Raw genomic sequence first — 20,202 nt, 5'->3', positions numbered from 1 at the left:
TGATCAGCGCATCGTGCGGAATGTCGCGCGCAGATGCTCGACAAGTACGGCAGGGTTTTCCATTGCTGCGAAGTGGCCGCCGCGCTCGGCTTCGCCAAAGAAGCGCAGGTCGGCAAAGCGCGATGCGGCCCAGCGCTCCGACAGCCGCATCTGCTCGCCTGGAAACATGCTGATGCCAGCAGGCAGGGGCAGCGGGGCGGTGGGCATGCCGCGCGCCATCTCGCGCGCGCCTTCCCAGTAAAACCGCGCCGAGCTGGGTCCGGTATTGGTCAGCCAGTACATCATCACGTCGTCGATCAGGCGGTCCGGTGCGATCGTGCGCTCCGGCTTGCCTTCGGTATCGGACACGTCCTGGAACAGCGCGTACAGCCAGCTGGCCAGGCCCACCGGCGAATCCGCCAGCGCGAACGCGACCGATTGCGGGCGCGTGCACTGCAGCTTCATGTAGCCAGAATATTCTTTCTCGTAGCGGGCGGCGTCGTCCAGCATCTGTTGCTCTTCTGGCGTCGCGTCGGCGATTTCCTGCTCGGTTGGATGGAACATCACCATGTTCAGGTGGATGCCCGCCAGGCCCGGCACGCGCATGTGCGCCAGGGCGCTCGTGACGGCCGCGCCCCAGTCGCCGCCTTGCGCCACCCAGCGTTCGCCATAGCCGAGGCGGCGCATCAGTTCCGCGAAGGCCTGCGCCGTGCGCCCCACGCCCCAGCCCGGTTCAGTCGGCTTGTCGGAAAAGCCGAAGCCAGGCAAAGCTGGAATCACCAGATGGAATGCATCGGATGCGAGGCCGCCATGCGCCTGTGGCTGCGTCAGCGGACCGATCAGCTCGCGAAATTCCAGCACGGAGCCCGGCCAGCCATGCGTCAGCAGCAGTGGCGTCGCGTTCGGTTCCGATGAGCGGATATGCAGGAAGTGAATGCCCAGCCCATCGATGACGGTACGGCTGCTGCCCCATTGGTTGAGTGCGGCTTCCGTGCTGCGCCAGTCGTAACCGTCCTGCCAGCGTTCCACCAGTGCGCGGATGCGGGCCAGTTGCGGGCCCTGCGAGGTGTCGTTCACGGTCTCGGCATCGGGCCAGCGCGTGCGCGCCAGGCGGTCGGCGAGGGCGGTCAGGTCGGCGTCTGGAATATGGATAGGAAATGCGTCGATTGCAGTGTGCATGGCGGGCCTGTCAAGTCGGTGATGGGGCACGGGCCAGCGTGACCCGTGCGTGTTCGGGTTTTACAGAACGATCTCGCCTTGGTCGGCGCCATTCCAGTAGTGGATTCGGGCGGCGCGAACGCGTATCATGACCAATCCCGGTGTGTCGACGCCTTGCTCGAACCAGTGGTCGAGCCCGGCCGTCCAGTGCGCTGCGAACATGGCCTTGTCGCGAATCAGTTCCGCATTGCCTTGTACCGCGATGAACAGCGGTGGCTGCCCATGGGGTCCGGGGGCACCGGTAAAGGTCAGGCCAACCGCTGCGTCGCCCTCGATGTCAGCCACGGTACGGGCCTGGTCATAAGTGAAAAAGTAGCTGTCCCCGTCATAATCGACCTCGCCGTTGTTGCTCATGGGCCGGCTGGCGAAGGCGCCGCCTTCGGTGCGGGTCGAGAGCATGCCAAAATCAATGGCCTTCATATTGTCAGATAGAAATTTCAAACGCATGTCCATCGCTTCACCTTTGATTGAGAGTCCAGAAACTGAACTATACCATTCAGTTCAGTTTATTATGATGACTATTTTGCCATGCGCGTGACATCAAACCTGCCGGAGCTGGAGCCAACACCAACCACGCGCAAGCGGGGTGGCCGGCCGTCTGCTGAGCATGCGGGCGAAGTGGACCGCCGCATCCTCGATGCAGCAACGACGCTGTTCCTGCGGTCGGGCTTCGATGCGACGAGTTGCGACCAGGTCGTCGCCATGGCGGGCGCCGGCAAGGCGACCCTGTATGCGCGCTACGCCAACAAAGATGCGCTGTTCAGCGCAGTCGTGCACCGTGCTCTCGAGCGCGCGGCGCCGCCTGCGCCCGACCTGCCGTCAGCCATGCCGCTGCAGGAGCGCCTGCGCGCAGTGGGACTGCATCTGCTGCAGCAGGCGCTCACGGAAAAATCGGTGGCGCTGCTGCGGGTAAGTTTGACAACGGCGCCCCGGCTGCCCGAATTGTCGCGACTGGTGGATCAGGCTGGGCGCGACAGCGGCGTAGCGAGCATTGTCGACGCGCTGGCCGGACCAGCGCCTTCGTCTGACGGCATCGCAGCGGCCACGGCCATCGCGCAGCGTTTCATCGACCTGGTAATCGTACCGCAGCAGATGCGCGCCCTGGTTGGCGCCGACCGCGATCAACTCGACGCCGCCGCGCCGCGCCGGGTCGATGAAGCCATCGACCTGCTGGCCGGCGCCGGGCTGCTCGACGCCTTCGGGTGAGTGGCACCGTTGTCTGGCGCACAGGCATGTATAACAAGCCGGGGTCAGGTCTGACATTCGGACACAAGCTCTACCGCAATCCGGGGTTACAAGCCGGGGTCAGGTCTGACATTCGGACACAAGCTCTACTTTGATCCAGCAACCGTACCCCGCCCAGCAGCCGAGGCCGTGTCCGAATGTCAGACCTGACCCCGGCTTCTGTATGTATAACTCCCAGCAGTCGAGGCCGTGTCCGAATGTCAGACCTGACCCCGGCTTTTGACACGACGGCTGTATGAGTTGTAGCGCCGGTTCAGGCGCCGCCGGCGTAGCCGTTCTGGCGCCAGGCTTCGTAGACGACGACTGCCACCGTGTTCGACAGGTTCAGGCTGCGGTTATCGGGGCGCATCGGCAGGCGGATGCGCTGGGCGGGTGGGAAGGTCTCGCGCAGGGCAGGGGGCAGGCCGCGCGATTCCGGGCCGAACACGAACACGTCGCCCGGCTGGAAGTGGGCGTCGGCGAAGGGCGCCGAGCCGTGCGTGGTCAGTGCGAACATGCGCGCCGGATCGGGCTGGGTGTCCGCCAGGAACGCGGCCCAGTCCTTGTGCACCTTCATCGTCGCGTAGTCGTGGTAATCGAGGCCGGCGCGGCGCATCTTGGCGTCGTCCAGCGGAAAGCCGAGCGGCTCGATCAGGTGCAGTTGCACGCCGGTGTTGGCGCACAGGCGGATCACATTGCCGGTATTCGGCGGGATTTCTGGTTCGACCAGGACGACGTGGAACAACGTGCTTCTCCTTGATGATGAGGCTTATCCATGCGGCGGGGTGCGCGCGAAGACGACGTTCGTCACGCGCGCGGCGCCCGCCCCTTTCAATATGGCGGCAATTTCTGCCAGTGTGTGGCCGCTCGACATGACATCGTCGACCACGCCCACATGCCGGCCATGTACGTCGAATGTGCTGGCCACGCCAAACGCGCCCCGTACGTTCCTGCGCCGGTCGCCGGGTGCGGCGCCCGATTGTGGCGCTGTCTCGCGCAGCCGGTGCAGCAGTTGCGGGACGACCGGCACGCCCAGCGCGCGGGCCAGCGGTCGCGCCACTTCGAGCGCCTGGTTGTAGCCGCGCTCGATCAGGCGTGCCGGGCCCAGCGGCACCGGACACAGCACGTCGGGCAATGCCCGTGCCTCGGACGCAATGGCCCCATGCAGCACGCGCGCCATCCACGGCGCCAGCGCCAGTTGCGCGCCAAATTTCAGCTGCAGCACCAGGCTATCGAGCGGCGCCGCGTAGTCGCAGGCTGCCCAGGTGGCGTCGAAGGGCGGCGCCTGCGCCAGGCAGGCGCCACAATGCCGTGTGCTGTCCAGCGCGCCGGTCGGGTTGGCGCAGCAAGGACAGCGCGGCGTCGGCGCCACATACGCCTGCTCGCAATCGGCGCACACTGCCGCCCGCGCCTGCCCGCCGCACAGTGCGCAGCACGAGGGCAAGAACGCGTCCAGCAGCGCGTGCACGAGGCGCATCGGCAGCGGGCGAAGGTCCGGCATCGGCTCGGCGTCCCACAAACGGTTAAACTGCCCACATTATCTCATCACGCATCCGATCCCATGGCATCTCCTCAATCCCCGTCCAAGCTGAGCGCGCCCATTGACTTGTCACGTGTGCGCAACCTGTTCGCGCGGCCCGAACGCATTGCGTCGTCGGATTTCCTGCGCCGCGAAATCGCCGCGCGCATGCATGAGCGCCTGGCCCTGGTGAAGATCATCCCCAAGCAGGTGCTCGACGCCGGCTGCGGTCCCGGGGGCGACCTGGCCCTGCTGCAAAAGACGTATCCCTCGGCGCAGATCGTCGGCCTGGATGGCGCCGGCGCCATGGCGCGCGCGGCGAAAAAGCCGGGCGCCTCGGGTTCGCTCAATCAGTTATTGAGCCGGCTGATGCCGGCCAAGGCGGGCGTCGACATCCTGTGCGGTGACTACGGCAACCTGCCGCTCGGCCCGAACTCGGTCGATTTGCTGTGGTCGAACCTGGCGTTGCACTGGCATCCGCTGCCCGACCGCGTATTTGCCGAATGGCGCCGCGTGCTGCGTGTCGAGGGTTTGCTCATGTTTTCCAGCTTCGGCCCCGACACGTTCACCGAACTGCGCACGGCATTTGCGGCGCTGGATGCTTATCCGCACACGTTGCCATTTGTCGACATGCACGATTTCGGCGATCAGCTGGTCGAGGCGGGCTTTTCGACACCGGTCATGGACATGGAGCGCATCACGGTCACCTACGATACGCCGCAGGCGCTGCTGCGCGACGTGCGCGCGCTGGGCGGCAATCCGCTCGAATCGCGCCGGCGCGGCTTGATCGGCCGTGCGGCCTGGCAGCGTGTGCTCGCTGCGCTCGAAGCGCAGCGCCTCCCCGACGGCAAGCTGGGCCTGACCTTCGAAGTGATCTACGGCCACGCGTTTCGCCCGGCGCCGCGCCAGACGGCAGCTGGTGAATCGATCGTCCGCTTCCAGCCACGCAAGCCGTAACGTCGTCGCCGTGCACGGGCAGATTGGCGGGGCCCCCGATATTCCTTGAATAAAAATTAGTGCTTTAGATATAATCAATTGCTATTTTTCACGTCTAGCCGATAGAATCGCTTGAAAAAGCGGCATCGCAAGCCGTGAAACAGAATCAAAACAGAAACAGAAAAAGAATTGCAGCAGCCGCAGAGATGCCCCGGCACGGCATCGGTGTTCTGCGGCCAGCACGGAGCGGCGTCGTTCGTTCGTGGAATGGCTGACCGTTTAAAAATAATTCTTATTTTTTGGGTGGTTGGGGACATACATGACATATGCAACGCGACTTCGGGCCGTGCTGTACGGCTGTGCCGTACTCGGCGCCGCCGCTGGCTCCGTGCCGGCTTGGGCGCAGCAACTGACGGGCCGGCCTCAGGAGCATCAGCTCAATATGCAGGCCCCGGTCACCGCCGTCGGCGCCGACATCTACGGCTTGCACATCTGGATGATGATCGTCTGCCTGGTGATCTTCATCGCCGTGTTCGGCGTCATGTTCTACTCGGTGTTCAAGCACCGCAAATCCCTGGGCCACAAGCCGGCCACCTTCCACGAATCCACCGCCGTCGAAATCGCCTGGACGATCGTGCCGTTCCTGATTGTCATCGGCATGGCGCTGCCGGCCACCAAGACCGTCGTCGCACTGAAAGACACGTCCAATGCCGACCTGACCATCAAGGCCACCGGCATGCAGTGGAAATGGGGCTACGACTACCTGAAAGGCGAGGGCGAAGGCATCTCGTTCCTGTCGAACCTGTCCACGCCGCGCTCGCAGATCGGTGAGCCCGGCGTGGCGCCGACCGAAGCGCGCACCGCCAACTACCTGCTCGAAGTCGATAACGAGATGGTCGTGCCGGTCAACAAGAAGATCCGCATGGTGTTCACGGCCAACGACGTGATCCACGCCTGGACCGTGCCGGCCTTTGCCATCAAGCAGGATGCGATTCCTGGTTTCGTGCGCGACGGCTGGTTCAAGGCCGAACAGATCGGCGTGTACCGTGGCAACTGCGTCGAGCTGTGCGGCAAGGACCACGCGTTCATGCCGATCGTCGTGCGCGTCGTGTCCGATGCCGACTACACGGCTTGGGTCGCGGGCAAGAAAAAAGAGATGGCGGCGCTGGCCGACGATCCGACCAAGGTCTGGACCATCGACGAACTCAAAACCCGTGGCGAAGCGGTCTACACCGCCAACTGCGTGGCCTGCCACCAGGTCAATGGCAAGGGCATCCCGGCCGCGTTCGCGGCGCTGGACGGCTCGCCAAATGTGCTGGGCAGCAAGGCGCACCAGATCGACATCCTGCTGCACGGCCAGAAGAGCGGCAAGTTCCCGACCGCAATGCCGGCCTGGCCGCAATTGTCCGACACCGAGATCGCCGCCGTGATCACCTATACCCGCAATTCCTGGTCGAACAAGGCTGCGGAAAATATCGTCCAGCCGGCCGAAGTCCTGGCCGCCCGCAAATAATGTCCGCCACCAACGCACGTAACGAGCAGGGGTAACGCCATGAGCACCACGACGATCGACCACGCACCGGGTCACGGCAATGAGCACGCACACGACGAACACCACGACCATCCGCACGGCTGGCGCCGCTGGGTGTACGCCACCAACCACAAGGACATCGGCAGCCTGTACCTGTGGTTCTCGTTCATCATGCTGCTCTCGGGCGGTGTGCTGGCGCTGATGATCCGGGCCGAGCTGTTCCAGCCGGGCCTGCAGTTCGTACGCCCTGAATTCTTCAACCAGCTCACGACCATGCACGGGCTGATCATGGTGTTCGGCGCGATCATGCCGGCCTTCGTCGGCTTTGCCAACTGGATGCTGCCGCTGCAGGTCGGCGCGTCTGACATGGCGTTTGCGCGCATGAACAACTTCTCGTTCTGGCTGCTGCCACCGGCCGCGATCCTGCTGGCCACGTCGTTCCTGGTGCCGGGCGGGGCCACTGCCGCCGGCTGGACGCTGTACGCGCCGCTGTCGACGCAGATGGGCCTGGGCATGGACATGGCGATCTTCGCGATGCACATCATGGGCGCCTCGTCGATCATGGGCTCGATCAACATCATCGTCACCATCCTGAACATGCGCGCGCCCGGCATGACGCTGATGAAGATGCCGATGTTCTGCTGGACCTGGCTGATCACCGCCTACCTGCTCATCGCCGTGATGCCGGTGCTGGCCGGCGCGATCACGATGACGCTGACCGACCGCCACTTCGGCACCTCGTTCTTCAACGCCGCCGGCGGGGGCGACCCGGTGATGTACCAGCACATCTTCTGGTTCTTCGGCCACCCCGAGGTCTACATCATGATCCTGCCGGCGTTCGGCATCGTTTCGCAGATCATTCCGGCGTTTGCCCGCAAGCCGCTGTTCGGCTACGCCTCGATGGTCTACGCGACGGCCTCGATCGCGATCCTGTCGTTCGTCGTCTGGGCGCACCACATGTTTACGACCGGCATGCCGGTGACGTCGCAGCTGTTCTTCATGTACGCCACGATGCTCATTGCCGTGCCCACCGGCGTGAAGATTTTCAACTGGGTCGCCACGATGTGGAAGGGCTCGATGACGTTCGAGACGCCGATGCTGTTCGCGGTCGGCTTCATTTTCGTGTTCACCATCGGCGGCTTCACCGGCCTGATCCTGGCGGTGACCCCAATCGACATCCAGGTGCACGACACCTATTACGTCGTGGCCCACTTCCACTACGTGCTGGTGGCCGGCTCGCTGTTCGCGCTGTTCGCGGGCTTCTATTACTGGGCGCCAAAGTGGACCGGGCATATGTACCCGGAAGCGCGCGGCAAGATGCACTTCTGGCTGTCGCTGATCACGTTCAACGTCACGTTCTTCCCGATGCACTTCCTGGGTCTGGCCGGCATGCCGCGCCGCTATGCCGATTACGCGGTGCAGTTCACCGACTTCAACATGATCGTCTCGATCGGCGCGTTCGGCTTCGGCTTCAGCCAGGTGTACTTCCTGTTCGCAGTCGTGCTGCCGACGATCCGCGGCGGCGCCAAGGCGCCCGCCAAACCGTGGGAAGGCGCCGAAGGCCTGGAGTGGACCGTGCCGAGCCCGGCGCCGTTCCACACCTTTGAAACGCCGCCGCTGGTGAAGTAAGGACAATCCGATGACCGCGCCACGCAAACCCAATAACCTGAGAACCGCGCTGTGGCTGGCCGGCCTGGCGCTGTTTTTCTTCATCAGCGTGTTCGTCAAGTTCACGCTGCTGCGCTGAGATGGCCACCGGCGTCAAATTGCTGCGCCTGAACCGCCGCACCTTCGGCAAGCTGGTGGTGGTGGCCGTGGCGATGTTCGGCTTCGGCTATGCGCTCGTGCCGGTGTACCGGCAGATTTGCGAAGTGCTGGGCATCAACGTGCTCACGCAGCAGGATGGGTTTGTCGCGGCGCCGACCAACAGCCAGGTCGACAAGTCGCGCACGATCACGATCGAGCTCGACGGGAACTCGCAGGGCCCGTGGCGGTTCCGGCCGACCACGCGCAGCATCGACGTGCATCCGGGCGAACTGGCCACCGTCATGTACGAGGTCGTCAACACGCAGGGCAGGGCGGTGAAAGCGCAGGCGATTCCGAGCTATGCGCCGCAGTCGGCCACGCCGCACTTCATGAAGGTCGAGTGCTTCTGCTTCCGCGAGCAGACGCTGGCCCCGAACGAAGCACGCCAGATGCCGGTGGTGTTCTTCATCGATCCCAAATTGCCGCGCGAAGTGAAGAACATCACGCTGTCGTACACGTTCTTTGAAATTGGCGGGGCGTTCAAGGCCGCTGCCGCGCCGAAAGAGGGCGATGCAAACGGATAAGCCCCATCAGCGCAAGGGGAGTTTTCTGGCCAGCATGAAGGCCGTGCTGTGGTCGTTCTTCGGGGTGCGCAAGCGCGCCGATTACGAAAACGATGCGGCCAGCCTGAACCCGGTCCACGTCATCGTTGCTGGCCTGATCGGGGTGGCGATCTTCATTGGCCTGATCATGCTGGCCGTGAGTTTCGCGGTGGCCTAAGTACGTCATTCCCGCAGAGGCGGGAATCCAAGCAAGCATGCATGACGCAACAATCAACAGCATCGCCCGAGGAGATAAAGATGAGTTCGTCACAACCAGCATCGCCACAGACCGCCGCGCCTTATTACTTCGTTCCTGGCCCCTCGCGCTGGCCGCTGCTGGCCGGCCTGTCGATGCTGGTGACGATGGCCGGTGCGTCGGGCTGGGTCAACGGGCTGCCGTTCGCGATGCCCGTGTGCCTGACGGGCATTGTCGCGATGCTCGTCGTGCTGTACTTCTGGTTCGGCGAAGCAATTGGCGAATCCGAATCAGGGCTGTATGGCAAGCGCATCGATTTGTCGTTCCGCTGGTCGATGAGCTGGTTCATTTTCTCGGAAGTGATGTTCTTTGGCGCGTTCTTTGGTGCGCTGTTCTATGCACGCGTAATTTCGATGCCGTGGCTGGGCGACCTCGATCACCAGATCCTTTGGCCTGATTTTTCGGCGCACTGGGGCAATACGGGGCCGGCCGGCATCGTCGAGGGCTTCCGCACGATGGGGCCGTTCCCGATCCCGACCATCAACACGGCGCTGCTGCTAACGTCGGGCGTGACGCTGACCATTTCGCACCACGCACTGCGCGCCGGCCACCGCACCAAGACGGCGTTCTGGCTGGCCGCAACCATTTTGCTGGGCGCCGTGTTCATGGGCTTCCAGGTGTATGAATACATGCACGCCTACCAGGACCTGAACCTCAAGCTCACGTCGGGCATTTACGGTTCGACCTTCTTCATGCTGACCGGGTTCCACGGTTTTCACGTGACGATGGGCGCAATCATGCTGTCGGTAATTTTGTACCGCGTGCTGCGCGGGCACTTCACGGCCGAACACCACTTTGGCTTCGAAGGGGCCGCGTGGTACTGGCACTTCGTCGATGTGGTGTGGCTGGGGCTGTACGTCGTGGTGTACTGGCTGTAAGCAAGCACAACCCGATCAACGCAAACCGGTCGGCGCAATCCACCCCATCTGGTGCGCTGCCAGCAGGCACAGGAACAGCACGATCGACAAGCCCACCCGCAGCGCCAGCGCATTGACGGTGCGGTTGGTGCGCCCCTTGTCGCGCATCATGAAGAACAGGGCCGACGCCAGGCTGGCCAGGATCAGGACGAAGGCGATGGCAACGAAGATTTTCATGATGGACCCGCGAAAGGTTGAGAATTCATTGTAATGCGCTTCGCCTTCCGATTTCGTCCCGTCGCCCTGATTGCAGCACTGATTGTGGCCCTCATCGGCATCTTGCTCGGTAACTGGCAACAGGACCGGGCTGCCTACAAGACCGGCCTGCAGGTGCGCCAGCTGGTGCGCGCTGCCGAGCCGCCATTCACCCTCAGTCCCACCATCGCCGCCTCCCCGGATCTTGAATTTCGCCGTGTGCGCGTGCACGGCGAATTCGTCGCCGGCTGGCCCGTCCTGCTCGCGAACCGCCCACGCGGGAGCCAGTCCGGGTTCTATCTCGCAATGCCGTTTAAAATAGCGGGTGCCGACGAGCACGTGCTGGTGCTGCGTGGCTGGTTGCCGCGCCAGGCCGAGTTCGACAAGCTGCCGACATTTGCGACGCCAGCCGGGCCGGTCACGCTCGAAGGACGGCTCGTCCTGTCTGCCGGCAAGGTGATGGAACTGGGCGACGGCCCGCCGCTGGCGCCGGGCGCGGCGGTGCAGAACCTGACGCCGCAAGCGCTCGCACAGGCAAGCGGCCTGCGCTTGCTGCCGTTCCTGGTGCAGCAGACGTTGCCGGCGACGCCGGCCGACCTGATGGCGCGCGACTGGCCGCTGCCCGAGGCAGGGATCGACAAACACCGCGGCTATGCCTTCCAGTGGTATGCACTGGCGGCGCTGGCCCTTCTTTTTTATGTGATGACGGGATTTCGACGTGGCTCAAGAACAACTCGCTGACCCTGACACTGCGCGCCGCCGCGGCCGCCTCAAGCTGCTACTGGTGCTACTGATCTGCGCTGCGCCGCTGATCGTGTCGTACATTACCTTCTACATCGTCAAGCCGACCGACCGCACCAACTACGGCACGATCCTCGATGCGCGCACGCTGCCGATCCCGCAGATGGCCACGACCACCCTCGACGGCCAGCCGCGCACGCTCGCCGACCTGAAAGGCAAATGGGTCATGCTGCGCACGGGCGGTGGCAAGTGCGACGATGAATGCATGCGCCAGCTGTACGCGATGCGCCAGTGGCGCACGATGCAGGGCAAAAATATGGAGCGCATGGAACGCGTGTGGCTGATCACCGACAGCGAACCGCTCGACACCGTCATGATGCGCGAATACGACGGCATGGAATTGCTGCGCGCGCCGGCCGCGACGGTGGCCAAGTGGCTGCCGACCGAAGCAGGCCACCCTCCGAGCGACCATATCTACCTGATCGACCCGCTGGGCAACCTCATGATGCGCTTCCCGTTCCAGCCCGAACCGGGCCGCGTCTACAAGGACATCGCCAAACTGCTCAAGGCATCGGCCATCGGCTGAACCACGTTACCCGTAAAGAATCACATGGACCTGTCTTCCCTCATACACCTCGGCCTGATGGGCCTGCTCGTGGCCAGCCTGCCGCTGGCGATCGTCTGGATGTCGTCCGACGCCCACAAATACCGCAAGCTGGTCTGGGTGATGGTGTTTTTGACGTTCGACCTGATCGTGTTCGGCGGCTTCACGCGCCTGACCGACTCGGGCCTGGGCTGCCCGGACTGGCCGGGCTGCTACGGCGAAGCCAACCCGTTCCTGGCGCACGAGCAGATTTCTGCAGCCGAAGCGGCGATGCCGACCGGCCCGGTCACGGTAGCCAAGGCCTGGATCGAGATGATCCACCGCTACCTGGCGATGGGCATCGGCGCGCTGATCCTGGCGCTGCTGTTCACGTCGGTAAAACAATGGCGCCGCACGCACGACGCCGTGTTCCAGCCGGCCATGCCGATCGCCTTGCTGGCCTCGGTGCTGGTGCAGGGCGCGTTCGGCGCCTGGACTGTCACGCTCAAGCTGCAACCGGTGATCGTCACCATCCACCTGTTGCTGGGCATGACACTCCTGGCGATGCTGGTCTGGATGGGATGCCGCGAAGACGCGTTGCTCAAGCCGCCGGCGGCGCTGCAAAAGGGAGGCACTGTGCGGGGACTGGTGGCGCGGCTGCGCGCCCTGCGCTGGCTGTCGCTGCTCGCCGCCGTCGTGCTCACCGTCCAGATCGCACTGGGCGGGTGGGTAAGCACTAACTATGCAACCATGGCCTGCGACACGTTCCCGCTGTGCCAGGGCGCGATCGTGCCGGAGCTCGACTTCGAGCATGGCTTCCACTTGTGGCGCGAGCTGGGCAAGACGATGGAAGGGCATTATTTGCCGTTCTCGGCGCTGGTCGCGATCCACTGGGTGCACCGCGCCTTCGCGCTGGCCGTCGTGCTGGTGCTGGGTCTGGCGGCGTGGCGCGCCTGGCGTTTGCCGGCGCTGGGCAAGACTGCGCGCCTGCTGGTATTGGTCATGGTGGCGCAGCTGCTCACCGGCATCGCGACCGTGTATTTCAGCTTTCCGCTGGCGATTGCCGTCATGCATAACGCCGGGGCGGCGCTGCTGGTGATCCTGGTGACCATGTTAAACTACCGGGTGAAGTTCCAACTCGACGCGGCCCGCGCTGTCCCAGCGCCCGGACTCGCCGCGTCCGCAAGCACCCATTGATGACAACCCAGACAGCCATCCCCAAGCCCCAGAGCCGTTTCTCGCAGTATTGGACCCTGACCAAGCCGCGCGTGACGAAGCTGGCGGTATTCTGCGCCGTGATCGGGATGTTTCTCGCCACGGACGGCTTTCCGGGCTGGCAAACGCTGATCGCTGGCACGGCCGGTATCTGGCTGCTGGCGGCTGCCGCATTCGCTGTCAATTGCCTGGTCGAGGCGCGCGTCGATGCGCGCATGACGCGCACCGCGCGCCGCGCCACGGCCTCGGGCGAACTGAGCACGACGCAGACCGTGGTGTTCTCGTCGATCATCGGCGGCCTGGGCATGCTGGTGCTGTACACGCTCGTCAATCCGCTGACCATGTGGCTGACCTTCGTCACGTTCGTCGGCTACGCCTTCATCTACACGCTGCTGCTCAAGCCGAACACGTCGCAGAACATCGTCATCGGCGGCCTGTCGGGCGCGATGCCGCCCGCGCTGGGCTGGGCGGCGGTGGCCAACGAGGTTCCGATGGAAGCGTGGCTGCTGGTCCTGATCATTTTCATGTGGACCCCGCCGCACTTCTGGGTGCTGGCGATGTATCGCCGCGAAGACTATGCGCGCTCGGGCCTGCCGATGCTGCCGATCACGCACGGCATGAAATTCACCGGCCTGCAGGTGTGGCTGTACACGATCGGCCTGGCCGCTACCACCTTGCTGCCGTTCGCGGTCGGCATGAGCGGTCTGATCTACCTGGCGGCGGCGGTGCCACTCAATGCGGTCTTCCTGCGCCACTCGTGGCGCGTGCACCGCAACTACAGCGATGCGCAGGCGCGCAAGACGTTCACCTGGTCGATCGTCTACCTGTCGTTGCTGTTCGCGGCGCTATTAGTCGACCATTATTTCAAGTTCTGATATTGGGTTCAAGATGAAACGACTGCTGACCATCGCGGCGTTCTCGGCCATGGCGCTGTTTGCCACCGGCTGCGACAAGCTGCGCGACAAAGCCCCGGCCTTCCACAATACGGACGTGACGGGCGTCGACTATGCCAAGGGCTTCACGCTGACCGACCACACCGGCAAGGTGCGCACGCTCGAAGACTTCCGCGGCAAGATTGTCGTGATGTTCTTCGGCTATACCCAGTGCCCGGACGTGTGCCCGACCACGATGGCCGAGATGGCGACCGTGCTCAAAGAACTGGGCCCGTCGGCCGACGAAGTGCAGGTGCTGTTCGTCACGGTCGACCCCGAACGCGACACGCAGGAACTGCTGTCGCACTATGTGCCGGCGTTCGACAAGCGCTTCATCGGCCTGTATGGCGACGCCGCTGCGACCGCGAAAGTGGCCAAGGAATTCAAGGTGTTCTACGCCAAGGCGCCAGGCGTCGACGCGAGCAGCTACACGGTCGACCACACGGCCGGCAGTTTCGTGTTCGACAAGCAGGGCCAGCTGCGCCTGTTCGTGCGCCATGGCCAGGGGCCGGGCCTGATCGCCCATGACCTGCGCCAACTGCTATGATGCCGTAAATACCATTTCCCTGAGGCAGCATGGAGCAGCAACGACCCGGCAGGAACTACACCCGCATCGCCATGGTCATCCTGCTCACGCTGGGCTGCCTCTATGTGCTGCGGCCGTTTTTGCCGGCGATCCTGTTCGCCGCCGCCGTCGCCATCTCGAGCTGGCCGCTGTACCTGCGGCTGCTCACCCGCCTGAACGGCCAGCGCACGATCGCAGCGCTGACCATGACGCTCTCGCTCACGCTGCTGTTCATCATTCCGCTCTCGATGGTCGCCTACAACCTGGGCGACGACGTCGCGCGCGGTTTCGGCGAACTGCGCCTCTTGATCGAGCACCGCGAACTGGCGCCGCCCACCTGGTTGCGTGACATCCCGCTGGTCGGCCCGTCGATTGAGACCTATCTGAACAACCTCATCGCCAGCCGCGAGCAGATGCTGGCGCTGGCCCAGCGCATGCTCGAGCCGGCGCGCCACTGGCTCGTCAAGGGCGGGCTGATGCTCGGCACCGGCGTTGTGCAAATGAGCCTGGCCGCGTTCGTGAGCTTCTTCCTTTACCGCGACGGCAATGGCTTGTTGTCGATCATTGAAGTGACGATGCGCAAGGTGATGGGCGAGGGCGCCGAATCGATCCAGGCCACCGTCAGCCAGACGGTGCGCGGCGTGATGTACGGCCTGCTCGGCACCGCGCTGGCGCAGGCGATCGTCGCCGCCATCGGCTTTGCCATTGCCGGCGTGCCAGCCGTGCCGCTGCTGTCGGTGCTGATCTTCCTGACGTCGCTGATTCCGTTTGGCCCCCCGCTGGTCTGGGGCGGCGCCGCCCTCTGGCTGTTCGCGCAAGGCGAGACGGGCTGGTCGATCTTCATGACGGTCTGGGGCGCGGTCTTGATCAGCGGTGTCGACAACGTCGTACGCCCGATGCTGATCAGCCGTGGCAGCAGCCTGCCGTTCCTGCTCACGCTGCTCGGCGTGCTGGGCGGCCTGATCGCGTTCGGCTTCATCGGGATGTTCATCGGGCCGGTGCTGCTGGCGGTGGGTTACTCCCTGATGAGCGAGTGGACCGGCACCGAAGATCCGATCGTCAAGCACGACGAAGAACGCATCGTCGAATAGAGTCGATCGGAGTTTTCCTGCTGGAACCGTAAGAGGGGTGCACGAACCGCTGTGCTATCGTCGGCAGCACATACTCGTGAACCAACAAGGCATGATGAATGGCTCGCTTGCCGTGCGCAACCGGGCTGTCGCCGCCCCCTCGAAAGGAATTCAATGAACCGTTTCAACGATAAAACCGTCCTCGTCACCGGCGCCGCATCCGGCATCGGCCTGTCGGCTGCCCGCCGTTTTCTGGATGAAGGCGCCCGTGTCGTCATGCTCGATATCGATGGCGACAAACTCGACAAGGCCGCCGCCAGCCTTCCCCAGGATCGCGTGCTCGTGCAGGTCGGCGACACCGCCGACAAGGCCACTGCGACAGCCGCCGTCAAGGCCACCGTCGAGCGCTTCGGCGGCTTGCATATCCTGATCAACAATGCTGGCATCGCGACGGACGGCGACATCATGGCAACGAGCGAAGAAGACTTCGCGCGCGTCATGGCCGTCAATGTCACCGGCTACTATCACATGGCCAAGGCAGCGATGCCCGAGCTCGTCAAGACCCGCGGATCGATCGTCATGACGTCGTCGGTCTCAGGACTGGGTGGTGACTGGGAAATGTTTGCCTACAACACGTCGAAAGGCGCGGTCAGCAATATGGTGCGCGCGATGGCAATGGATGCAGCCAAGGATGGGGTGCGCGTGAATGCGGTCAATCCAAGTTTTACCGACACCGGGTTGACGAAGGATATGGTCAGCAAGCCCGAGCTGGTTGCCAAATTCAACGAGCGCATGCCGCTGGGCGCACCGGAAGATCCGGATGGCGTTGCAGCTGCGATGGCGTTCCTGGCGAGCGACGATGCGCGCCTGATCACTGGCGTGAACTTGCCGGTGGATGCGGGCTTGATGGCGTCGAACGGTCAGCCGCCGCAGTAAAACACTGGCAGCACGGGGCATGCGTTCGGCACGCCCTGCGCTACGCGGTGACTCCGGCGAGGCGCTTAGCCTCCGCCAATACCCACAATCACATGCCCGCTGCCGCCGCATTGCGGGCATGCGTTGCCGTCCGGGAGTGTGCCCTTGCCGGCGCAGGCATCGCAGATGTCTTCGCCGGTGCCTGGCGTGCCGGGTTCGGCATCGTCGCCGGGATTGAGGTCGTGTTCGGGATGAATGCTCATGATGGTCCTCGTTGCTGATCGGTGAACCGATTGTAGTGAGGTTTTCGAGCGGGTGGCGCGAGGCAGGCGCTGCAGGAAACGCGCGCGCCCCAATCGCTTGCCGGACAACGGTTCGGCAGCCAGGGCAATGCTCCCTGCCTGCCGAAACACGGTTTACTTCTGCATGCTGTAACGCTCGAGCCAGTGCGCATACGGCGCCGGCAACACCCAGGTCGGACGCTCGATGCCCAGCTCTTTGGCAGCTTCCAGCGGGTAGTGCGGATTGGCCAGGTGAGCGCGGCCGACCATGACCAGGTCCAGCTGCTCGTCAGCCACCGCGCGTTCTGCCAGGTGCGGGCCGTCGAAGCCCCATGCCGACGCGACCGGGATGCCGGCTTCGTCACGCACGCGCTTGGCCACCGGGCCCAGGAAGGCCGGACCCCACGGGATATTCACATCCGGAATCGTGAAGTTGACGCTGACACTCAGCATGTCCAGGCCGCGCTGGCGCATCATGCGAATCAGTTCGATCGACTCGTTGACGGTTTGCTCATCGTTGCCATCGTATTCGATGACACCGAGGCGCGCGGTGAGCGGCAGGTTGGCCGGCCAGACTTCGCGCACGGCCTCCAGCGTCTCGAGCAAAAAGCGGCTGCGGCCGGCGAAATCACCGCCGTACTGGTCGGTGCGCTTGTTGGAGTGCGGCGAAAAGAAGCTCTGGCCCAGGTAACCGTGGGCAAAGTGCAGTTCGAGCCATTCGAAGCCGGCAGCAAGCGCGCGGCGGGCAGCGTCGACGAAATTGGCCTTGACGCGCGCGATGTCATCCAGCGTCATTTCCTTCGGCACTTTTGGCAGGTTCTTGCCGAAGGCAATCGCCGACGGTGCGATGGTGTCCCACCCATACGCATCTTCCGACGGGATATGGTCGTCGCCTTCCCACGGACGGTTGGCGCTGGCCTTGCGGCCGGCGTGGCCGATCTGGATGCCGGCGACCGAACCTGCGGCCTTGATACGGGCGGCGATGTGGGCCATGCCTTCGACCTGTGCATCATTCCACAGGCCGGTACAGCCCGGCGTGATACGGCCTTCGGGCGAAACTGCGGTCGCTTCGACGATCACCAGGCCGGCGCCGCCGCGGGCAATGCTGGCGTAGTGCGTCTGATGCCAATCGTTGACGAAGCCGTCATTGGCGGTGTACTGGCACATTGGCGGCACCGCGATGCGGTTGCGCAACGTGACGTCTTTGAGGGTGAACGGGGTAAACAAGGCTGCCATGGGTTTTTCGTTTTCTTAACGTAGGGGTCAAGCCGCGGTCTGCGCCGCGGCGGTCGGCCAGTATAGAAGGAAGGCGGAAAACGTGCTGGCGAGGCCAGAATTTTGCAGTTGGACCGATCGATTTGTGCTGTACGCCGTCGCGGAACTTTCTGCCAGCGCCATTGTGATAATCTTGTCGGTCGCTCACTTTCAGGGACCACCATGACCTTGCCCGTCGTTGCTATTTTTGTTGCCAAATCCGGTTTGGAAGAGAAACTGGAAACACTGTTACGCAGCGTTGTCGAGCCGACGCTGCGCGAGGAAGGGTGCATCAGCTACCAGGTGAACCGCGATATCGCCAATCCACGGCGCTTCGTGTTCACCGAGGAATGGCAGAGCAAGGCCGACCTTGACCGGCATCTTGCGACGCCGCATCTGCGAATGCTGTCAGAGCAGATACCGGCGTTGATCGAATCGAGTGATGTGATCCTGCTGGCGAAGGTTGCCGGCGGTCCGGCATAAGCCGGAAGGCGCCTGGGGCCGGCCGGGCGGCTGGCGTTTACTTCTCGCCTAAAAAAGCGGTGAGTTCTTCATGCCCGCCAATGCGCTTGCCGTCAATATAAGTCTGCGGCGTCGTCTCGACACCCTCGGCCTGCATGAACGAATCGACTTCGCTCCGGGTCGTCAATTGATGATCCTCGACCTGGTAACCCGCCTGTTGCAACAAGTCGAGTGATGCGACGCCGAATGGGCAAGTATGTTCCGGGGTGACCATGCGGTGCAGTGTTGCTTGTTTCGATTCCATTGGAATATAACCTTTCTTGAATAGCTCGGTTGCTTGTGGCAACGCGACGAGCAGTGACATCGGAAATTCGAGATTAGGCGTGTGGTACGGGCCGCGCCGTGCGTGAACGCACCCACATCCGTAAATCATCGCACCTGACTCACTCGGCACTGACCTTCATCTTTGTAAACATGCGGCCCATGGTCTTAGCGTCGATCGCCTGCATATCGACCAACTTCAACGACTTGACCATGGGCGATGTCGTGGATTTGTACTTTTGGAAGTGGGCCGTCGTTAAATGCGACTCATACGCCCGGCGGTCTGCATAAATCTCGAGAATCCTGAATGTGGTATCGCTCTCTTTTTCGTACATCGGAAAAATCGCAATGACACCAGGCTCCAGTCGCACTGACGCTTCTGCCTCTTCCGCCAATATTGCCTTGTACTGATCCAGTTGACCCGCAGTAATTTCAATCTCGGATATGCGTACCATCATGGCTTCTGGCGCCTGGGCACAGGCTGTGCCGGAAAGTGTCAGCATGAGCGCCGAACTCATAGTCGCAATAAGGTTTCGGATTTCTCCAAAGGAAACCCGGTGCAGATTGGCGCCAGTTCGCTCAAAAGAGTTGGTCATGACTGTCATTTCTGCCCCTTGGTAGTAAAGACGATTCGATCAGGTGGCGAGGCCATCGCCGGCTGCCAGCAGTGACCGGACATCGCGCAGCGGCGGCTTGCCGAAAGCACGGCTGTATTCGCGATTGAACTGACTGGCACTCTCATACCCCACGACGAAACCTGCACTTGCAGCATCCATGCCGTCTGTCAGCATGCGCCGCCGGGCTTCGTGCAGACGCAGTTTCTTCTGGTACTGAAGTGGCGTCATCGAGGTCATGAGGCGGAAATGATGATGCAGCGTGGACACGCCCATGCAGGCGATTTGCGCAAGCTCTTCGATACGAAGAGGTTCAGTGAAATGATCCCTGATCCATTCGACCGCTTTGGCTGTCTGCTGACTGTTGTCGCCTAATGTCGCAATCGCGCGAAGGCGTTGCCCTTCGGCGCTTTGAAGAATGCGGAAAATAATCTCACGTTCAATCAACGCGCTCATGAAAGGGATTTCACCCGGCACACTTTGCAGGTCAATCAGCCGCAAAAATGCATCGAGCATTTCTGCGGTCGTTTCCGCCGTCGTCATGCCCGGTGCACCATTGTTCGTCTCTGTAACAGTTGCCGACACCCCTGCGAGCATCTCCCGGACAACGCCCATGTCCAACTTGAGCCTGATACACAAATAAGGTGCTTTCGGGCTGGCCTCTACAACCTGGCTCGTCACCGGCAGGTCGATCGAGGTAATCAGAAAATGCGACGCATCGTAATCAAAGCGGATGGCCCCCAGCATCACCCGTTTCTTCCCCTGCAGGACCACAGCCACGCTTGGCTCATACGTAACGGAGTCTGGCACCGTAGGCGCGACATAGCGATACAGCGTCACACCGGGGATAGAGGTCGAAAAACTCGGCTCGGCGCCAACCAGTGGTATGACGCGGTCGACCAACTGCATCCTGAGTGCGTCACGTCGGCTCGGCGAAGGATCCGGGGAGAGAACAGGCGTTTGAGCCAGCGAATTCATAATTTTTGACTGGATTTATTTTATTCAAGGATAAGACGAGTGACTGGCCATGCCTACTGAATTCACGCTCGTCAGAGGATCAGGCAATAAATCAGGAGGATGAGGATACCGTTTGAATCGTGCGCCCCGCAAGCTGGTCATATTCGTA

26 protein-coding genes are annotated in these 20,202 nt (G+C 62.9%); 16 read left to right on the top strand and 10 right to left on the bottom strand.

The window, feature by feature from the left end:
- Window positions 1-3 precede the first annotated feature (3 nt).
- Window positions 4-1,158 (bottom strand): epoxide hydrolase family protein, encoded by a 1,155-nt coding sequence (locus tag NX775_RS14180; protein ID WP_258836584.1) that lies wholly within the window; start codon window positions 1,156-1,158, stop codon window positions 4-6.
- A gap of 60 nt (window positions 1,159-1,218) precedes the next feature.
- Window positions 1,219-1,650, bottom strand: coding sequence for a pyridoxamine 5'-phosphate oxidase family protein (locus NX775_RS14175; protein ID WP_258836583.1), 432 nt, complete (start codon window positions 1,648-1,650; stop codon window positions 1,219-1,221).
- A 75-nt stretch (window positions 1,651-1,725) separates the two neighbouring features.
- On the opposite strand from NX775_RS14175, the gene NX775_RS14170 reads away from it, so the two are divergent.
- Complete coding sequence (locus tag NX775_RS14170; protein ID WP_258836582.1) at window positions 1,726-2,403, top strand: TetR/AcrR family transcriptional regulator; 678 nt, start codon at window positions 1,726-1,728, stop codon at window positions 2,401-2,403.
- 292 nt (window positions 2,404-2,695) lie between these two features.
- On the opposite strand, the gene trmL is transcribed toward NX775_RS14170, so the two are convergent.
- Both trmL and NX775_RS14160 read right to left on the bottom strand, forming a co-directional pair.
- Entirely contained in the window at window positions 2,696-3,166 is a 471-nt protein-coding gene (trmL, locus tag NX775_RS14165; protein ID WP_258836581.1) for a tRNA (uridine(34)/cytosine(34)/5-carboxymethylaminomethyluridine(34)-2'-O)-methyltransferase TrmL, read from the bottom strand.
- A 24-nt stretch (window positions 3,167-3,190) separates the two neighbouring features.
- Complete coding sequence (locus NX775_RS14160; RefSeq protein ID WP_258836580.1) at window positions 3,191-3,922, bottom strand: ComF family protein; 732 nt, start codon at window positions 3,920-3,922, stop codon at window positions 3,191-3,193.
- A gap of 60 nt (window positions 3,923-3,982) precedes the next feature.
- On the opposite strand from NX775_RS14160, the gene NX775_RS14155 reads away from it, so the two are divergent.
- The 7 genes from NX775_RS14155 (at window position 3,983) to NX775_RS14125 (ending at window position 9,889) form a co-directional block, all read left to right on the top strand.
- Window positions 3,983-4,897, top strand: coding sequence for a methyltransferase domain-containing protein (locus tag NX775_RS14155; RefSeq protein ID WP_183557008.1), 915 nt, complete (start codon window positions 3,983-3,985; stop codon window positions 4,895-4,897).
- Window positions 4,898-5,195: 298 nt separating this feature from the next.
- A complete protein-coding gene (gene coxB, locus NX775_RS14150) occupies window positions 5,196-6,389 on the top strand; it encodes a cytochrome c oxidase subunit II (protein ID WP_258836579.1) in 1,194 nt (397 codons plus the stop codon).
- Window positions 6,390-6,428: 39 nt separating this feature from the next.
- Window positions 6,429-8,036, top strand: a complete 1,608-nt coding sequence (gene ctaD, locus NX775_RS14145) for a cytochrome c oxidase subunit I (protein WP_258836578.1) — start codon at window positions 6,429-6,431, stop codon at window positions 8,034-8,036.
- Window positions 8,037-8,046: 10 nt separating this feature from the next.
- Window positions 8,047-8,154: a cytochrome oxidase small assembly protein gene (locus tag NX775_RS14140; RefSeq protein WP_221290780.1), complete on the top strand. Its 108-nt coding sequence runs from the start codon at window positions 8,047-8,049 to the stop codon at window positions 8,152-8,154.
- Window position 8,155: 1 nt separating this feature from the next.
- The gene (locus tag NX775_RS14135; protein WP_183557014.1) at window positions 8,156-8,737 is read left to right on the top strand and encodes a cytochrome c oxidase assembly protein; all 582 of its coding nucleotides are present in this window, start codon (window positions 8,156-8,158) and stop codon (window positions 8,735-8,737) included.
- Complete coding sequence (locus tag NX775_RS14130; RefSeq protein ID WP_183557016.1) at window positions 8,724-8,933, top strand: DUF2970 domain-containing protein; 210 nt, start codon at window positions 8,724-8,726, stop codon at window positions 8,931-8,933. The genes NX775_RS14135 and NX775_RS14130 overlap by 14 nt, the downstream gene beginning before the upstream one ends.
- 80 nt (window positions 8,934-9,013) lie before the next feature.
- A complete protein-coding gene (locus tag NX775_RS14125) occupies window positions 9,014-9,889 on the top strand; it encodes a cytochrome c oxidase subunit 3 (protein ID WP_258836577.1) in 876 nt (291 codons plus the stop codon).
- Between the two features lie 15 nt (window positions 9,890-9,904).
- Here NX775_RS14125 and NX775_RS14120 read toward each other — a convergent pair whose 3' ends face one another.
- Window positions 9,905-10,105 (bottom strand): twin transmembrane helix small protein, encoded by a 201-nt coding sequence (locus NX775_RS14120; protein WP_183557020.1) that lies wholly within the window; start codon window positions 10,103-10,105, stop codon window positions 9,905-9,907.
- 33 nt (window positions 10,106-10,138) lie between these two features.
- Here NX775_RS14120 and NX775_RS14115 point away from each other — a divergent pair, with 33 nt between their 5' ends.
- The 7 genes from NX775_RS14115 to budC all read left to right on the top strand — a co-directional run bounded on the left by NX775_RS14115 (window position 10,139) and on the right by budC (window position 16,165).
- Window positions 10,139-10,864, top strand: coding sequence for an SURF1 family protein (locus tag NX775_RS14115; protein WP_258836576.1), 726 nt, complete (start codon window positions 10,139-10,141; stop codon window positions 10,862-10,864).
- Entirely contained in the window at window positions 10,842-11,450 is a 609-nt protein-coding gene (locus tag NX775_RS14110; RefSeq protein ID WP_258836575.1) for an SCO family protein, read from the top strand. The genes NX775_RS14115 and NX775_RS14110 overlap by 23 nt, the downstream gene beginning before the upstream one ends.
- 24 nt (window positions 11,451-11,474) lie before the next feature.
- Window positions 11,475-12,644: a COX15/CtaA family protein gene (locus tag NX775_RS14105; RefSeq protein ID WP_258836574.1), complete on the top strand. Its 1,170-nt coding sequence runs from the start codon at window positions 11,475-11,477 to the stop codon at window positions 12,642-12,644.
- Window positions 12,644-13,537 (top strand): heme o synthase, encoded by an 894-nt coding sequence (gene cyoE, locus NX775_RS14100; RefSeq protein WP_258836573.1) that lies wholly within the window; start codon window positions 12,644-12,646, stop codon window positions 13,535-13,537. The genes NX775_RS14105 and cyoE overlap by 1 nt, the downstream gene beginning before the upstream one ends.
- Before the next feature lie 49 nt (window positions 13,538-13,586).
- The gene (locus tag NX775_RS14095; protein WP_258836768.1) at window positions 13,587-14,141 is read left to right on the top strand and encodes an SCO family protein; all 555 of its coding nucleotides are present in this window, start codon (window positions 13,587-13,589) and stop codon (window positions 14,139-14,141) included.
- A gap of 29 nt (window positions 14,142-14,170) precedes the next feature.
- On the top strand, window positions 14,171-15,250 hold the full coding sequence (locus NX775_RS14090; RefSeq protein WP_258836572.1) for an AI-2E family transporter: 1,080 nt from the start codon (window positions 14,171-14,173) through the stop codon (window positions 15,248-15,250).
- A gap of 153 nt (window positions 15,251-15,403) precedes the next feature.
- Entirely contained in the window at window positions 15,404-16,165 is a 762-nt protein-coding gene (gene budC / locus NX775_RS14085) for a meso-2,3-butanediol dehydrogenase (protein WP_258836571.1), read from the top strand.
- 65 nt (window positions 16,166-16,230) lie between these two features.
- Here budC and NX775_RS14080 read toward each other — a convergent pair whose 3' ends face one another.
- Together NX775_RS14080 and NX775_RS14075 are read right to left on the bottom strand one after the other, a co-directional pair.
- Window positions 16,231-16,407, bottom strand: coding sequence for a hypothetical protein (locus NX775_RS14080; RefSeq protein ID WP_258836570.1), 177 nt, complete (start codon window positions 16,405-16,407; stop codon window positions 16,231-16,233).
- A 153-nt stretch (window positions 16,408-16,560) separates the two neighbouring features.
- Window positions 16,561-17,661, bottom strand: a complete 1,101-nt coding sequence (locus NX775_RS14075; RefSeq protein WP_258836569.1) for an NADH:flavin oxidoreductase/NADH oxidase — start codon at window positions 17,659-17,661, stop codon at window positions 16,561-16,563.
- A 201-nt stretch (window positions 17,662-17,862) separates the two neighbouring features.
- On the opposite strand from NX775_RS14075, the gene NX775_RS14070 reads away from it, so the two are divergent.
- Window positions 17,863-18,162, top strand: a complete 300-nt coding sequence (locus NX775_RS14070; RefSeq protein WP_258836568.1) for a putative quinol monooxygenase — start codon at window positions 17,863-17,865, stop codon at window positions 18,160-18,162.
- A 37-nt stretch (window positions 18,163-18,199) separates the two neighbouring features.
- Here NX775_RS14070 and NX775_RS14065 read toward each other — a convergent pair whose 3' ends face one another.
- From NX775_RS14065 to NX775_RS14055, 3 genes are all read right to left on the bottom strand, one after another.
- Window positions 18,200-18,505: a glutaredoxin domain-containing protein gene (locus tag NX775_RS14065; protein ID WP_258836567.1), complete on the bottom strand. Its 306-nt coding sequence runs from the start codon at window positions 18,503-18,505 to the stop codon at window positions 18,200-18,202.
- A gap of 79 nt (window positions 18,506-18,584) precedes the next feature.
- A complete protein-coding gene (locus NX775_RS14060; RefSeq protein ID WP_258836566.1) occupies window positions 18,585-19,067 on the bottom strand; it encodes a putative quinol monooxygenase in 483 nt (160 codons plus the stop codon).
- Between the two features lie 30 nt (window positions 19,068-19,097).
- Window positions 19,098-19,985 (bottom strand): AraC family transcriptional regulator, encoded by an 888-nt coding sequence (locus NX775_RS14055; protein WP_258836565.1) that lies wholly within the window; start codon window positions 19,983-19,985, stop codon window positions 19,098-19,100.
- Window positions 19,986-20,202: the final 217 nt, after the last annotated feature.

It is taken from the genome of Massilia aurea (genome assembly GCF_024753205.1).
Lineage (GTDB): Bacteria > Pseudomonadota > Gammaproteobacteria > Burkholderiales > Burkholderiaceae_D > Telluria > Telluria aurea.
Note: the sequence above shows the minus strand (reverse complement) of the source record. Positions and strands in the feature narration are given on the sequence as shown.

Coding starts and splice junctions, on each gene's coding strand:
- NX775_RS14180 (WP_258836584.1), bottom strand. CDS start 1,158: ATGCACACTGCAATCGACGCATTTCCTATCCATATTCCAGACGCCGAC.
- NX775_RS14175 (WP_258836583.1), bottom strand. CDS start 1,650: ATGGACATGCGTTTGAAATTTCTATCTGACAATATGAAGGCCATTGAT.
- NX775_RS14170 (WP_258836582.1), top strand. CDS start 1,726: ATGCGCGTGACATCAAACCTGCCGGAGCTGGAGCCAACACCAACCACG.
- NX775_RS14160 (WP_258836580.1), bottom strand. CDS start 3,922: ATGCCGGACCTTCGCCCGCTGCCGATGCGCCTCGTGCACGCGCTGCTG.
- NX775_RS14155 (WP_183557008.1), top strand. CDS start 3,983: ATGGCATCTCCTCAATCCCCGTCCAAGCTGAGCGCGCCCATTGACTTG.
- coxB (WP_258836579.1), top strand. CDS start 5,196: ATGACATATGCAACGCGACTTCGGGCCGTGCTGTACGGCTGTGCCGTA.
- ctaD (WP_258836578.1), top strand. CDS start 6,429: ATGAGCACCACGACGATCGACCACGCACCGGGTCACGGCAATGAGCAC.
- NX775_RS14140 (WP_221290780.1), top strand. CDS start 8,047: ATGACCGCGCCACGCAAACCCAATAACCTGAGAACCGCGCTGTGGCTG.
- NX775_RS14135 (WP_183557014.1), top strand. CDS start 8,156: ATGGCCACCGGCGTCAAATTGCTGCGCCTGAACCGCCGCACCTTCGGC.
- NX775_RS14130 (WP_183557016.1), top strand. CDS start 8,724: ATGCAAACGGATAAGCCCCATCAGCGCAAGGGGAGTTTTCTGGCCAGC.
- NX775_RS14125 (WP_258836577.1), top strand. CDS start 9,014: ATGAGTTCGTCACAACCAGCATCGCCACAGACCGCCGCGCCTTATTAC.
- NX775_RS14120 (WP_183557020.1), bottom strand. CDS start 10,105: ATGAAAATCTTCGTTGCCATCGCCTTCGTCCTGATCCTGGCCAGCCTG.
- NX775_RS14115 (WP_258836576.1), top strand. CDS start 10,139: ATGCGCTTCGCCTTCCGATTTCGTCCCGTCGCCCTGATTGCAGCACTG.
- NX775_RS14105 (WP_258836574.1), top strand. CDS start 11,475: ATGGACCTGTCTTCCCTCATACACCTCGGCCTGATGGGCCTGCTCGTG.
- cyoE (WP_258836573.1), top strand. CDS start 12,644: ATGACAACCCAGACAGCCATCCCCAAGCCCCAGAGCCGTTTCTCGCAG.
- NX775_RS14095 (WP_258836768.1), top strand. CDS start 13,587: ATGGCGCTGTTTGCCACCGGCTGCGACAAGCTGCGCGACAAAGCCCCG.
- NX775_RS14090 (WP_258836572.1), top strand. CDS start 14,171: ATGGAGCAGCAACGACCCGGCAGGAACTACACCCGCATCGCCATGGTC.
- budC (WP_258836571.1), top strand. CDS start 15,404: ATGAACCGTTTCAACGATAAAACCGTCCTCGTCACCGGCGCCGCATCC.
- NX775_RS14080 (WP_258836570.1), bottom strand. CDS start 16,407: ATGAGCATTCATCCCGAACACGACCTCAATCCCGGCGACGATGCCGAA.
- NX775_RS14075 (WP_258836569.1), bottom strand. CDS start 17,661: ATGGCAGCCTTGTTTACCCCGTTCACCCTCAAAGACGTCACGTTGCGC.
- NX775_RS14070 (WP_258836568.1), top strand. CDS start 17,863: ATGACCTTGCCCGTCGTTGCTATTTTTGTTGCCAAATCCGGTTTGGAA.
- NX775_RS14065 (WP_258836567.1), bottom strand. CDS start 18,505: ATGTCACTGCTCGTCGCGTTGCCACAAGCAACCGAGCTATTCAAGAAA.
- NX775_RS14060 (WP_258836566.1), bottom strand. CDS start 19,067: ATGACAGTCATGACCAACTCTTTTGAGCGAACTGGCGCCAATCTGCAC.
- NX775_RS14055 (WP_258836565.1), bottom strand. CDS start 19,985: ATGCAGTTGGTCGACCGCGTCATACCACTGGTTGGCGCCGAGCCGAGT.